12 protein-coding genes are annotated in these 13,190 nt (G+C 73.4%); 5 read left to right on the top strand and 7 right to left on the bottom strand.

What is annotated here, in order from left to right; all coding sequences use genetic code 11:
* Nucleotides 1-43: 43 nt before the first annotated feature.
* Complete coding sequence (locus tag ABT123_RS14300) at nt 44-1,606, bottom strand: MFS transporter (protein ID WP_351313183.1); 1,563 nt, start codon at nt 1,604-1,606, stop codon at nt 44-46.
* Entirely contained in the window at nt 1,603-2,154 is a 552-nt protein-coding gene (locus ABT123_RS14295) for a TetR/AcrR family transcriptional regulator (protein ID WP_351313181.1), read from the bottom strand. The genes ABT123_RS14300 and ABT123_RS14295 overlap by 4 nt, the downstream gene beginning before the upstream one ends.
* A gap of 116 nt (nt 2,155-2,270) precedes the next feature.
* Between ABT123_RS14295 and ABT123_RS14290 the strand changes: the two genes are divergently transcribed.
* On the top strand, nt 2,271-2,600 hold the full coding sequence (locus tag ABT123_RS14290; RefSeq protein ID WP_351313179.1) for an effector-associated constant component EACC1: 330 nt from the start codon (nt 2,271-2,273) through the stop codon (nt 2,598-2,600).
* Nucleotides 2,597-3,892, top strand: coding sequence for a caspase family protein (locus tag ABT123_RS14285; protein ID WP_351313177.1), 1,296 nt, complete (start codon nt 2,597-2,599; stop codon nt 3,890-3,892). The genes ABT123_RS14290 and ABT123_RS14285 overlap by 4 nt, the downstream gene beginning before the upstream one ends.
* Here the strand turns inward: ABT123_RS14285 and bla are convergent.
* From bla to ABT123_RS14270, 3 genes are all read right to left on the bottom strand, one after another.
* Nucleotides 3,889-4,833: a class A beta-lactamase gene (bla, locus tag ABT123_RS14280; RefSeq protein ID WP_351313176.1), complete on the bottom strand. Its 945-nt coding sequence runs from the start codon at nt 4,831-4,833 to the stop codon at nt 3,889-3,891. The two genes, ABT123_RS14285 and bla, sit on opposite strands and share 4 nt — an antisense overlap.
* A 67-nt stretch (nt 4,834-4,900) precedes the next feature.
* Nucleotides 4,901-6,328 (bottom strand): argininosuccinate lyase, encoded by a 1,428-nt coding sequence (gene argH, locus ABT123_RS14275; RefSeq protein WP_351313174.1) that lies wholly within the window; start codon nt 6,326-6,328, stop codon nt 4,901-4,903.
* Between the two features lie 112 nt (nt 6,329-6,440).
* Nucleotides 6,441-7,634: an argininosuccinate synthase gene (locus ABT123_RS14270; protein WP_351313172.1), complete on the bottom strand. Its 1,194-nt coding sequence runs from the start codon at nt 7,632-7,634 to the stop codon at nt 6,441-6,443.
* A 110-nt stretch (nt 7,635-7,744) separates the two neighbouring features.
* Between ABT123_RS14270 and ABT123_RS14265 the strand changes: the two genes are divergently transcribed.
* From ABT123_RS14265 to ABT123_RS14255, 3 genes are all read left to right on the top strand, one after another.
* On the top strand, nt 7,745-9,895 hold the full coding sequence (locus tag ABT123_RS14265) for a hypothetical protein (protein ID WP_351313170.1): 2,151 nt from the start codon (nt 7,745-7,747) through the stop codon (nt 9,893-9,895).
* A gap of 101 nt (nt 9,896-9,996) precedes the next feature.
* A complete protein-coding gene (locus ABT123_RS14260; protein WP_351313169.1) occupies nt 9,997-11,388 on the top strand; it encodes a hypothetical protein in 1,392 nt (463 codons plus the stop codon).
* A 101-nt stretch (nt 11,389-11,489) separates the two neighbouring features.
* Nucleotides 11,490-12,185, top strand: coding sequence for a L,D-transpeptidase family protein (locus tag ABT123_RS14255; protein ID WP_502970957.1), 696 nt, complete (start codon nt 11,490-11,492; stop codon nt 12,183-12,185).
* Here ABT123_RS14255 and ABT123_RS14250 read toward each other — a convergent pair.
* Entirely contained in the window at nt 12,179-12,550 is a 372-nt protein-coding gene (locus tag ABT123_RS14250) for a hypothetical protein (protein ID WP_351313166.1), read from the bottom strand. The two genes, ABT123_RS14255 and ABT123_RS14250, sit on opposite strands and share 7 nt — an antisense overlap.
* A 102-nt stretch (nt 12,551-12,652) precedes the next feature.
* Nucleotides 12,653-13,189 carry an arginine repressor gene (locus ABT123_RS14245; protein ID WP_351313165.1) on the bottom strand — a complete coding sequence of 179 codons (537 nt, stop codon included), beginning with the start codon at nt 13,187-13,189 and terminating at the stop codon, nt 12,653-12,655.
* Nucleotide 13,190 lies beyond the last annotated feature (1 nt).

The raw sequence follows: 13,190 nt of genomic DNA, 5'->3' as shown, positions 1-13,190 counted from the left end.
CATGATGTCAACTCGGTTCGTGACAGCCTCCCCTGGCGGCGCGTCAGTGCTCGATGCCGTCCTGGAGCTTCTGGCCGCGCAGCAGGAACCAGGCGGCGGCTGCCGTGGCCAGCAGCACGGCCGCGCCGACTCCGGAGGCCATCCGGAGGCCGTCCACGAAGGCTTCCTGGGCGGCGGCGACCATGGTGTGCGCGGTCTGCGGGTCCACGGCCTTGGCCGCCTCGACGGCGCCGCCGAGGGATTCGTGCGCGGCGTCCGCGACCGCGGCCGGGACGTTCGCCGGGGCGGTGAACTCCTGGTAGACGCCGGTGACGATGGAGCCGAGCAGGGCGATGCCGAGGGCCGCACCGAGTTCGTACGCCGTCTCGGAGACGGCCGAGGCCGAACCCGCCTGCTCCTTGGGCACGCTGGAGAGGATCACATCGGCGGTGACGGTGAAGGAGAAGCCGGCGCCGAGGCCGACGACCAGCAGGGCGGCACCCAGCAGCGGGTAGCCGGTGTCCTGGTGGACCAGGGTGAGCACGCCGAGCGCGAGACCGATGGCCGCCAGGCCGCCGGCCACCACGCCGCGGACCGAGAACTTCCGGGCGTAGCTGCCCGCGACCAGACCGGTGACCACCGCGCCGATGGCGGCGGGCAGTTCGGCCAGGCCCGCCTCCAGCGGCTCCCGCCCCTGGACCAGCTGCAGGAACTGGGAGAGGAAGAACACCAGGCCGGAGAGGCCGAAGACGGTCAGCAGGTCGGCCAGTACGGCTCCGGAGAAGCCGCGGTGCCGGAAGAGCCGCATGTCGAGCAGCGGCGCGGTCAGGGTGAACTGGCGGCGGACGAAGGCGTAGAGGCTGGCGGCGCCGATGAGGGCGGCGGCCCACGCCTCCCCGGACGGGCCGTGGGTGGCGAGCTCCTTGACCGCGTAGACGATGCCGATGATGCCGACCAGTGAGAGGCCGACGCTGACCAGGTCCCAGGGGCCGGCGACCGGGTTCTTGGACTCCGGCAGCAGCTTGATGCCGACGAGCACCAGGACCAGCATCACGGGGAGGTTGATGAGGAAGACCGAGCCCCAGTAGAAGTGCTGGAGCAGGGCTCCGCCGACGACCGGGCCGATGGCGGCGCCGGCCGAGGCGGTGGCGCCCCAGATGCCGATGGCGAGGCTGCGCTCCCGGGGGTCGTGGAAGATGTTCCGGATCAGCGCCAGGGTGGACGGCATCAGGGTGGCACCGGCCACGCCGAGCAGCGCCCGGGCGACGATCATCATCTCGGGGCTGGTGGCGTACGCGTTCAGGACGGAGACCGCGCCGAAGGCGGTGGCGCCTATGAGCAGCAGCTTCTTGCGGCCGATCCGGTCGCCGAGGGAGCCCATGGAGACGAGCAGGCCGGCGATGACGAAGGAGTAGATGTCGCCGATCCACAGCAGCTGGGTGCCGGACGGCTGAAGGTCCTCGGAGAGGGCGGGGGTGGCCAGACCGAGCACGGTGGCGTCCACCGCGACCAGCAGGACGGCCAGGACGAGCACGGAGAGCGCAAGCCAGCGCCCCGGGCTCTTCCCCTCCGTCCCGGTCGTGCCGGTCGCGCCGGTCAGACCGGTCAGCCGCTGGGGCGTGCTCATTTCTCCACACTCCGTCGTGCGCCACCGAGCAGCAGCTCGATGATCATGTATTGGAAGTCCTTGGCAGCGACCCGGCCGTCCATGACGGCCCAGGCGCAGGTGCCGATGAGGCCGTAGAGGGCCTCGGTGAGCCAGGCGGGGCTGAGGTCGATCCGGATGTCGCCCTCCTGCTGTCCGCGCTTGAAGAGCGCGCTGACGCGGGCGTCGAGCCGGGACCAGCCCTCGTTGACCTGATCGCCCTCGAACAGCTGGTTCTCGGTGACGAGGAAGGCCAGCAGCTCGGCGTTGGGCTCGGATGCGGCGACGAGGCGGCGCAGCGCGTCGACCGCGCTGCCCTCGTCGAGTCGGGCCTGGTCGAAGGCCACCTCGAACTCCCGGATCCCGAGATCTTCGAGGGCGCGTACGAGCGCGTCCCGTCCGGCGAAGTGCCGGTGCAGGGTCGCGCGGCCGATGCCGGCGGCTTTCGCCACCTCGTCCATCGTGGCGGTCGACTTACGGGAGAGCAGGGCCGCGGCAGCCCGCAGCACGTGGTCACGATCCATGGCCATGAGACAACCATACCTCAAATGAGACACCGATGTCTCACAATGGAGGGGGCAGGATTGCGCGCGGACCGGCCGGGGCATGACCTGCCCGCCGAGTCACCGAGCACCGGGGGGATACCGTGCACGTGCGCATCTCGATGGAACGACCCGAGGAATCCGCCGCGATCAAGTCGCTCTACCAATGGCTGGCCAAGGACCCGGACGTCGCCAGGACGGCGGAGCTCTCCCTCACCACACAAGCCCCGGAGCCGGGCTCCATGGGATGGGACATGGACACCATCAACGTGGTGCTGTCGAACTCCCTGGCCGGCCTGAACGCCGTGCTCGCCGCCGTCACCGTCTGGCGGCAGAACCGCCCCACCGGCTCCGGCGGGGTCCGGGTGGACACCGTCGAGGATCCGCCCAACCCCGCCGGTGACTCCGGAGGGGACGACCGGGACCGCGGATGACCGAGCTCAGACTGGCCGACCCGGCCGCATCGCGGGCCGTACTCGCCGGGGTCTGGAACTACGAGCACCTGGTCCCCCTGCCGGCGGTCGCCCGCAATGTGGCCGGGCTGACCGATGCCCTGGCGGACCCCCGGATCTGGGGTCTGCCGCGGAAGCACATCACCGTGGTCGAGCCCGGGGACGTCCAGGGCTCCTTCATCCGCACCATCGGAACCGCCGCCCAAGAGGCCACCGACACCCTGCTGGTGTACTTCGCCGGCCACGGGATCCCCGACGACTTCTCCGACGAGCTCTACCTCGGCCTGCCTGGAACCGTGCGGGACGAACTGGACACGGCCCTGCGCTACGAGTTCATCAGCCGGCGGCTGCGGCCGGGCGCGGCCAAGGCCCGGCACGTGGTCGTCATCCTCGACTGCTGCTTCAGCGGCCTCGCGGTCAACGCCAAGATGTCGCCCGGGCAGCGCCTGGCCGACCTGGCGGCGATCTCCAGCAGGACCGTGTTCACCGCCTCCGCGGAGACCAAGGTGGCCATGGCCCCCGTGGGCGCCGCCTACACCGCCTTCACGGGGGTGCTGCTCGACCTGCTCGACGACGGCATTCCGGGGGAACCCGAACTGCTCAGCATGCAGGCCCTGCACAACCATGCGTACGCGCGGCTGCGCGGGCAGCAGCCCGAGCTGGCCTCGCGCGGGGCGGGCAGCCTGGTGTGCATCGCCCGGAACACCAACCCGGGACCGGCCCCGTCCCCGTCGGCCCCGGCCTCGGTTCCGGTGTCGGTGCCCGCGCAGCCGAAGGAGTTGCCGGCCCGGATGCCCGTGCTGGTCAGGGAGCGCCTGCTCGCCCGCGAGCGCGGGATCGAGGACCTGGTGGTGCTCGGGCCGGACCGGAGCACCCCCTCCTGGATCACCAAGGAGATCCCCTGGCACGGGCTGAGTGCCGGCGAGGAGGTGCTCGCGGGCTGGCGGTGGAGCCGCATGGGGGTCTTCCGGCGCACCCGGCTCCTGTTCACCGGCAGGGGACTGCGCATCCGGCAGGGCGACTCCCGGATGATGTTCCCCTACACCGGCTTCGCGGACAGCACCTTCCGGATGCACGAGTGGACCGATCACGGCGTCAACGCGGAAGGCACCCCGCACATCACTCAGCACGCCCTGCTGATGATCTCCGGCCACGACCAGTCGTGGACCTCACCGGACCTCGGCGGCCGGCGGGCCACCGTGCACGGCCTGGCCACCGTCCTCCAGGAGATCCAGGCCCTCGTCACCGGTGCCGGCACCGGCCGCACCTCCTAGACGAGGGTGGCGGCCAAGAGCTCGGCGGTCTTCCTGACCAGGTCGTTGTCCCGGGGGCCGGTGGGCGAGCCGGGCTTGGTGGTCAGGACGGACATCACAAGTGGGGTGCCCTCCGGCGTCCAGACCACGCCCACGTCGTTGGCCACCCCGTACTCCTGACCGCCACCGGTCTTGTCCGCCAGGATCCAGTCCGCCGGGAGGCCGGCCTTGAACCGCTCGGTGTTGGTGGTGTTGGCGATCAGCCAGCCGGTCAGCAGCCGGCGGTCCCCGGCCGGGAGTACATCGCCGAGGATCAGGCGCGCATACGTCCTGCCGATGGCCCGGGGGCTGGTGGTGTCGGTCACCCGCCCCGGTTCCGCCGAGTTCAGCTCGGGTTCGTACCGGTCCAGCCGGGTGACCCGGTCCCCGATCGAGCGGCTGAAGCGGGTGATCGCCGTGGGGCCGCCCAGTTCCTCGAGGAGCAGGTTCGCCGCGGCGTTGTCGCTCTGGCTGACCGAGGCGGCGCACAGCGCCTCCACGGTCATCCCATTGGCCAGGTTGTGGTCCTTGCCGGTTTCCGGGCCGTACCCCGACTTGTCGACGTACGCCTTCGTGTACCGGATGCGCTTGGCGAGGAACTCGCCGTCCTCGTCGAGGTCCCTGAGCACGGCCGCGGCGGCCACGCCCTTGAAGACCGAGCACATCGGGAACAGCTCGTCCTCCCGGTAGGCCACCGTCCGGCCGGTGGCCAGGTTGCGGGCGTACACCCCGAGCCGCGCCGAGTGCTCCCGCTCCAGCTCCCGCAGCCGCCCGGACACCCGGTCTTCCGCGCCGGGCTCCACGGCGTACGCCGTACAGCCCGTGGCCAGACCGGCGGCCAGTGCTGCCCCCGTGCCGAGGGCGAGCACCGCGCGCCGGGACGGACGTGCCCCTGAGATCTCCACCGTCGTCTCCTCAAACATCCGAACGATCATGCCATGGTTCAACACGCTTCGTCCGGGTCTGACGGTTCCGCGGCGGCTGCCCGTTCTACTGCTTGTGCGTCGCCCAGGCGTGCTGGATGACCAGGTCCGCCTTCAGCTCGTTGAGCTGGAGCGCGACCGCCGAGGGGGCGGTGCCGCCCCGCCCGTTGCGGGAGGCGAGCGCGCCCGGCACGTTGAGGACCGTACGGACCTCCGGGGTGAGGTGCTCGGAGATCTTTGCGAACTGTTCGTCGGTGAGCTGGTCCAGCTCGATCCCGTCCGCCTCGCAGACCTTGACGCACTCGCCCGCGACCTCGTGCGCCACCCGGAAGGGCACGCCCTGCTTGACCAGCCATTCCGCGATGTCGGTGGCGAGGGAGAAGCCGGCCGGGGCGAGCTCCTCCATCCGCTCCCGGTTGACCGTGAGCGTGGCCATCATGCCGGTGAGGGCGGGCAGCAGGACCTCGAGGGTGTCGCAGGAGTCGAAGACCGGCTCCTTGTCCTCCTGGAGGTCCCGGTTGTAGGCCAGCGGCAGGGCCTTCAGGGTGGCGAGCAGGCCGGTCAGGTTGCCGATCAGGCGGCCCGACTTGCCGCGCGCCAGCTCCGCGATGTCCGGGTTCTTCTTCTGCGGCATGATCGAGGAGCCCGTGGAGAAGGCGTCGTGCAGGGTCACGAAGGAGAACTCCTTCGTGTTCCAGATGATGATCTCCTCGGCGATCCGGGACAGGTTGATCCCGATCATCGCGGTGATGAAGGCGAACTCGGCGACGAAGTCGCGGGAGGCCGTGCCGTCGATCGAGTTGCCCACCGAGCCGCGCTCGAAGCCGAGGTCGGCGGCGACCGCCTCCGGGTCCAGGCCCAGCGAGGAGCCGGCCAGGGCGCCCGAGCCGTACGGGGAGACCGCCGTCCGGGTGTCCCACTGGCGCAGCCGCTCCGCGTCCCGGGACAGCGACTGGACGTGCGCCAGGACGTGGTGCGCAAACAGCACCGGCTGGGCGTGCTGGAGGTGGGTCCGGCCGGGCATCGCCACGTCCGAGTGTGCCTCCGCCAGGCCCACCAGCGCGTCCTGGAGATCGGCGATCAGGCCGCCGACGATCCGGGCGTGGTCCCGCAGGTACATCCGGAACAGGGTGGCCACCTGGTCGTTGCGGGACCGGCCGGCCCGCAGCTTGCCGCCGAGGTCGGGGCCGAGCCGCTCCAGCAGGCCGCGCTCGAGCGCGGTGTGCACGTCCTCGTCGGCGATGGTGCCGGTGAAGGAGCCGTCGGCGACGGCCGCCTCCAACTCGTTCAGGCCCGCGATCATGCGGTCCAGCTCGTCGGCGGTGAGCAGCCCGGCCTTGTGCAGCACGCGGGCGTGGGCGCGGGAGCCGGCGATGTCGTACGGCGCCAGCCGCCAGTCGAAGTGGACCGACGCGGACAGCTTCGCGAGGGCCTCGGCCGGGCCGTCGGCGAACCGGCCGCCCCAGAGCCGGACGTCACCGTTGTTGCTGCTCACAGCTACTGCTCCTCAAGACTGCATGACTTTGGATGTGAAACCGCCTCCCCGCCGCGGAGGTAACGGGGAGGCGGTCCGTGGAACTTCGGTTGACGCCAGGGGTCAGGCCGGGTCAGGCCAGGTCGCGCTTGGCCGCGATCTTCGCAGAGAGGGCGAAGATGTCGATGAACCCCTGGGCCTTCGACTGGTCGAAGGTGTCGCCGGTGTCGTAGGTGGCGAGGTTGAAGTCGTACAGCGACTCCTCGGACTTCCGGCCGGTGACCACGGCCCGCCCGCCGTGCAGGGTCATCCGGATGTCGCCGGTGACGTGCTGGTTGGCCTCGTTGACGAAGCCGTCCAGGGCCCGCTTGAGCGGGGAGAACCACAGGCCGTCGTAGACGAGCTCGCTCCAGCGCTGCTCGACCTGCCGCTTGTAGCGGGCCAGCTCGCGCTCGACCGTGACGCTCTCCAGCTCGGAGTGGGCGGCGATCAGCGCCATCGCGCCCGGGGCCTCGTACACCTCGCGGGACTTGATGCCCACGAGCCGGTCCTCGACCATGTCGATCCGGCCGATGCCCTGTGCGCCGGCCCGCTCGTTGAGCTGCTGGATGGCCTGGAGCACGGTGACCGGCTTGCCGTCGATGGCGACGGGCACGCCCTCCTTGAAGGAGATGACGACCTCGTCGGCCTCCCGCGGGACCGCCGGGTTGGCGGTGTACTCGTAGATGTCCTCGATCGGGGCGTTCCAGATGTCCTCCAGGAAGCCCGTCTCGACGGCCCGCCCGAAGACGTTCTGGTCGATGGAGTACGGGGACTTCTTGGAGGTCGCGATCGGGAGCTGCTTCTCCTCGCAGAAGGCGATCGCCTTGTCCCGCGTCATGGCGTAGTCGCGGACCGGGGCGATGCACTTGAGGTCGGGGCCGAGGGCCTGGATGCCGGCCTCGAAGCGGACCTGGTCGTTGCCCTTGCCGGTGCAGCCATGGGCGACGATCGAGGCGTTGTGCTTCTTGGCGGCGGCGACCAGGTGCTTGACGATGGCCGGCCGGGAGAGGGCGGAAACCAGCGGGTAGCGGTCCATGTAGAGGGCGTTGGCCTTGATCGCCGGGAGGCAGTACTCGTTGGCGAACTCGTCCTTGGCATCCGCGACCTCGGCCTCGACCGCACCGCAGGCGAGCGCGCGCTTGCGGATGACGTCCAGGTCCTCGCCGCCCTGGCCGACGTCCACGGCAACGGCGATGACCTCGGCGCCCGTCTCCTCGGCGATCCAGCCGATGGCGACGGAGGTGTCCAGGCCGCCCGAGTAGGCGAGTACGACGCGCTCGGTCACGGGGTTCTCCTTACGGTGCAATCACTGTCAGGCATAACTATGCATGGCACCGCATGTTTCGTCAATCGACCGCCGGTGCAGGTGTCAGTGTCGGCTGCCAAGATCGCCGCATGGACCACGGAAACCCACTGCACGGCCTGGACGACCACCCCTGGCATGCCACCTCGCACGCCTACGGTCCGGCCGACGACCTGCCGGACCTGCTGCGCGCCCTCGCCTCCGGCGACCCGGACACCGTCGAAGCGGCCGTCTCCGAGCTGTACGGGAACGTCATCCACCAGGGCACCGTGTACGCGGCGAGCGTCGAGGCGGTGCCCTGGCTGGCCCGGCTGGCTGCGGCCGGTCATGCGGCCGGCGATCTGGTGCGGCTGCTCGGCGACCTCGCCGAGAGCGAGGACGAGCACGGGGTCGAGCCGCCCGGAGCCGTCCGGGCGGCCGTCGCGGCGCAGCTGCCCCTGTTGCTCCCGCTGCTCGACGCGGAGCAGGCCGACCTGCGCCAGAGCACGGCATGGACGGCCGGGCAGACGCGGGCCGGCGCATCGGCGGCTGACGCGCTGCGCAGCCGCTGGGAGCAGGAGAGCAGCGCACTCGTACGGGCCGAACTGCTCGGCGCGCTGGCCCGGTTGGACCCGGGGCCGGCCGCGGCCCTGGCCCGTACCGTGCTCGGGGCGGACCAGCCGGGCGAGCTGCGGATGGCGGCCGTGTTCGTGCTCCTGGACAGCGGGGCCCGATGGGACTCCGCCCTCCACGACACCGTGCTGGCACTGCTGCCGGGCGGCCCGTGGGTGGCCGACCGGTACGACCTCGACCGGCAGGAACCCCTGCACGCCCTCACCGAGGCCCTGCTGTACCGGGACACGGCCGAGGACCGGGAGGCGGCCCTGGCCCTGGTCGGGGCGGCCCTGGCCGACCCGCGGCCGGAGGTGCGGGCCGAGGGACTGTGGGCCGCCGACCACGCCTGCCACCTGTCGCGCAGCGCGCCGGAGCGGCTGGCGCCGGTCGTGGTGGAGCTGGCCGGGGATCCGGAGGCGGCGGGCGAAGTGCTGGGACTGGTACGGAAGCTGGGGCCGTGGGCCGGGGCTGCCGCGCCGGTGCTGGCCGCGGGGGCGGCGGCCGAGGACGGCGATCTCGGCGACCGGATGCTGGCCGCGCTGATCGCCGTGGACCCCGGGCAGGCGGCCCCGCTGCTGGCCCGCCGGTTCGAGCGCTCGCCCCGGGCGCTGGAGGCGGCGGCCGGGCTGGAGGCGCCCGAGGATGCCGTGTTCCCCTGCCACCCGGAGCTGCTGGACGCGGTCCGGGCGCGGCTGGCCGGCCCCGGCCTGTCCGGGAACGAGCCCTGGCGGCTGGCCCACCTGCTGCGGGGCTGGGGCCCCCGGGCGGCGGTTGCGCTGCCCGAGCTGTACGCGGCGCTGCCCGCGTTCCCCGGCGTGTTCGCCGGGGTGATCGAGGCCGTGTGCCCGGACGCGCCCGCGGCCCGCGCGGAGGCGGCCGACCGGCTGCGCGAGGCCGCCGCAACCGGCGACCCGGAGGGCCGGCTCGCGGCTGCCCGGGCGCTGCACGGCCTGACCGGGGAGCCGGGTCCGCTGCTCGCCGCGCTGGAGCTGCGGCTGGCCGGCGGGGCTCACGAGGTGGGGGCGGCGGCGGCCGTGGCCGGTGCGCTCGGCCCGGTGGCGGCGCCGCTGGTGCCCGCCTTGCGCGCCTGGCTCGACCGCTCCGAGCCGGCCGGCACCACGCCCGCGCTGGACGCGGACGCGGCGGCGGCCACCGCCCTGTGGCAGATCACCGGCGGGCCCGCCGAGGCGGAGGCGGTGGCGGTCCTGGACCGGGTGCTCGGAGCCGCGCGGGCACAGCCCTGGTTCTGCTGGACGGCCATCCGGGCGGCCCGCTGCGCGGCCACGATGGGCCCGGCCGCCCGGCCGCTGCGGGCCCGGTTCGAGGAGATGGCGGCCGATCCGGAGCAGGCCCCGGCCGCCGTCCTGGCCCTGCTGGCCACCGGATCGCCGGGGCTGGACCGCGCGGCGCTGGCCGAGGCGGTGCTGGCCGCGGCCGAGTGGGGCGGCGGCGAGGAGGCCTTGACGGCCCTGACCGCGCTCGGCCCGTCCCCGCAGCACCCGGAGCTGTTCCGCCGGCTGGCCGCCCTCGCGGACGGCGATCGCCGGGTCCCCCGCACCACCCTGGAACACCGCCTCATCCCCGCCGACGAACGCTTCCGCGCCCAGGCCCGAGCCTGCGCGGCCACCCTGGCCGCCTCTCCCGCCTGATCCCGCGCGCGGGATATCCGGAGGCGGCGCCGGGGGTCGCCTGGCTACCCTCACCGCAGGTCGGAACGAGAAACGGCCGGGGACGTGGGGGACGTGGGGACATGACGGACGGGAAGGTCCGGCTGGCGGGGCGGGAGGCGGCCGGGCGGCTGCTGGCCGGGGAGCCGGTGGAGCAGGTGCTGGACGTCACGGACCCGGCCGCCTGGATCGCGCTGGACGCCGGGGTGCGGGACCTGCCCTGGCAGTACGCCGACGGCCCGGCCGTGGGCGAGCGGCTGCGGGAGCGGCCGGAGACCGCGCTGTGCCACCCCGACGGCCGGGTCCGGCAGCGGGCCTTGGCCGCGGCGACGGCCGACCGGCGACTGCTGCCGCTGGCCGTCATCCGGTGCGCCGACTGGGCCGAGCCGGTACGGAACCGGGCCCGCCGGATCCTCCGGGCCGCGCTCCGCAGGGACCGCGTGGGCACCCTGAGGGCGCTGACCCCGCTGGTGCTGCGGCTCGGCGAGCGGGTGCAAGGGGTCTGGGCTCTCGACCTCTTCGAGCAGGACCTGCGGACGGCCCCGTACGAGCCGCTGGCCGCCCTGCGGAAAAGCTCCGATCGGCCGAGCCGGCGGTTCGCCGCCCGGATCACCCTGGAGCTGGAGCTGTTCGACGCACGCGGGGCGGCCCGGCAGGCCATTGCCGCAACCGACCCCGTGCTGCAACAGCTGTGGACGGATGCGGCGCTCGCCGCGATGGCCTCCGACGGGCCGGACGACCTGGCGGTCGACACCCTGCTCGCCGCCCGCTCGACGCGGCTGCGGGCCGCCGGGGTCACCGCCCTGCGCCGGGCCGGCCGGGCCGGCGAAGCCGCCGGGCACCTGCTCGACCCGGCGGCCTCCGTCCGGGCCTGCGCCCGCTGGCTGCTGCGCCAGGACGGCGGCGACCCGCGCGCCCGCTACCTGGACCTGCTCCCCCACCCGAGTGCCGTGCTCGGGCTCGCCGAATGCGAGCAGCGGGGGGACGCGGGCCTGCTCCGGGGACTGCTGACCCACCCCGAGGGGGAGGTCCGGGCCGCAGCCGTGACCGGGCTGCACCTGCTCGAGGCCGCGCTCCCGGCCGACGTACGGCCGCTGCTGGACGATCCGTCACCGGCGGTGGCCCGTGCGGCGGAACGGGCCCTGCGCCTCTGGGCCGACCGGCTGCCCGCCGGGGAACTGATGGCCCGGCTGGCCCCGGACCGGCCCGCCCACACCCGCCGCGCCGCGTTCCGGCTGCTCCGGGTGCAGGGCGGGATGCCCCGGCTCCGGGCCACCGTCCTGATGCTCGCGGATCCGGAGCCGCAGCTGCGCGGGCGGGCCGTCGCCGACCTGCGGTGCTGGGACTGGCAGTACAGCCTGCGGCACCAGGGCGGCGAGCTCCACGAGCTCGCCGACCTGCTGCGCCGGTCCGCCCCCGCGTTCGACGCGTACGAGTTGGGGCTGCGGCGGAGTCGGCTGGGTCTCGCGGGGTGAAGAACGGCCTGGCTGCGCTGTCGCCGCCCCCTCCCCCGCGTACCGTCTGACAGGTGATCAGAACGGCTCTCGCCCTCGGCCTCGTCCTCGTCACCGCACTGCTGCCCGCGCCGGACGGGCCGCCCACAACGCCGGCGGCGCCAGCAACGCCCGCAGCAGCGCCGGCCGCCCCGCCGCTGCCCGCCCGGCTGGCCGACACCGGCGGCGGCAGCCAGCTGATCGTCGCGGTCGCGCCTGCCGCCGGGTCCACCACCGGGCGGGTGACCTGGTGGGACCGGTGGGCCGGCCACTGGGTCGAGCGGGGCAGCGCGGAGGCCCGGTTCGGGACGAACGGGCTGACCGACGGCACCACCCGGCAGCAGGGCACCAGCACCACCCCGACCGGCCTGTACGACCTGCCGTACGCGTTCGGCATCCGGCCGGCCCCGGCCGGGACGGCGTACGACTACCGGCCGGTGGGGCCGGATTCCTGGTGGTGCCAGGACAACCGCTCGACCGCCTACAACCGCTGGGCCGAGCCGCTCCCGGCGGACTGCGCGCCCGGCGACGCCGAGCATCTGGTGACGTACCCGGAGCAGTACGCGTACGCCCTGGTCATCGGGTTCAACTACGACCGGCCGGTCCGGGGCCGCGGTTCCGGAATCTTCCTGCACGTCCACGGGAAGGGCCCGACGGCCGGCTGTGTGTCGGTGTCGGAGCAGGCGATGCAGGAGATCCTGCGCTGGGCGGACCCCGAGCGGCACCCGCACATCGCGGTGGGCACCGAGTCCGGCCCGCTGGCGGTCACCCGCTACTGACCCGGACGGTCGTCCGGGCAGACTCTCCGGGCTTCGGTGTACAGCTCGCGCGCGGCGGTGCGGCGCTGCAGGGCCTCGGCCACGTCCCGGGAGGCCAGCAGCGCCCCCAGGGCCAGCAGGGTGACCGCGGCGGCGGTCCATTCCGCGGCGCTGCGCGGGCTGGAGCTCAGCACCCCGACGAACGCGAACATCCAGAACAGGACGAGGGCGAGTACCGCGGCCGGCACCCAGGTGGGGCGGCCCGGGCCGCTCGGCCTGCGGGGGCGGTGCTCATCGCGGCGGTCCCGCCACCAGCGGACGAGGACCACCCCGTACACGGCTGCCGTGACAGCCAACACCGGTTGTACCAGGGTGATTTGATTCACTCCCCGAGACTAGGGAGACCTCCGCCGCCCGCGGAAACGATTTTCTGCGGGCCGGCCGGGGCCGGCCACCCCCAGGGACACCAGGGGGGTGGCCGGGAAGCGTCAGGATTCCTTCTGGGCCAGCCGCAGCATGTGGTCCGCCAGGGCCTGCCCGCCCGCCGGGTCCCGGCTGATCAGCATCACCGTGTCGTCACCCGCGATCGTGCCGAGGATCGGGCGGAGTTCGGCCTGGTCGATGGCCGAGGCCAGAAACTGGGCCGCACCCGGCGGGGTGCGCAGGACCACGAGGTTCGCCGAGGCTTCCGCCGAGATCAGCAGCTCCCCGGAGAGGCGCCGCATGCGCTCCTCCTTGGCGGACTCGCCGAGCGGGGCCTGCGGGGTGCGGAAACCGCCCTCGCTCGGGACCGCATAGATCAGCTCGCCGCCGGTGTTGCGGATCTTCACCGCGCCCAGCTCGTCGAGGTCGCGGCTGAGCGTCGCCTGGGTGACGCTCAGCCCGTCGTCGGCGAGCAGCTTGGCCAGCTGGCTCTGCGAGCGGACCGGCTGCCGGTTGAGGATGTCCACGATCCGGCGGTGGCGGGCGGTACGGGTCTGCGGGACGGAAGGACCGGCCTGCTCGTTGTCCTGCGCCTGACTCATG

The sequence above is a fragment of the Streptomyces sp. NPDC002054 genome, assembly GCF_040296685.1.
In the GTDB taxonomy this organism is placed as follows: domain Bacteria; phylum Actinomycetota; class Actinomycetes; order Streptomycetales; family Streptomycetaceae; genus Streptomyces.
Note: the sequence above shows the minus strand (reverse complement) of the source record. Positions and strands in the feature narration are given on the sequence as shown.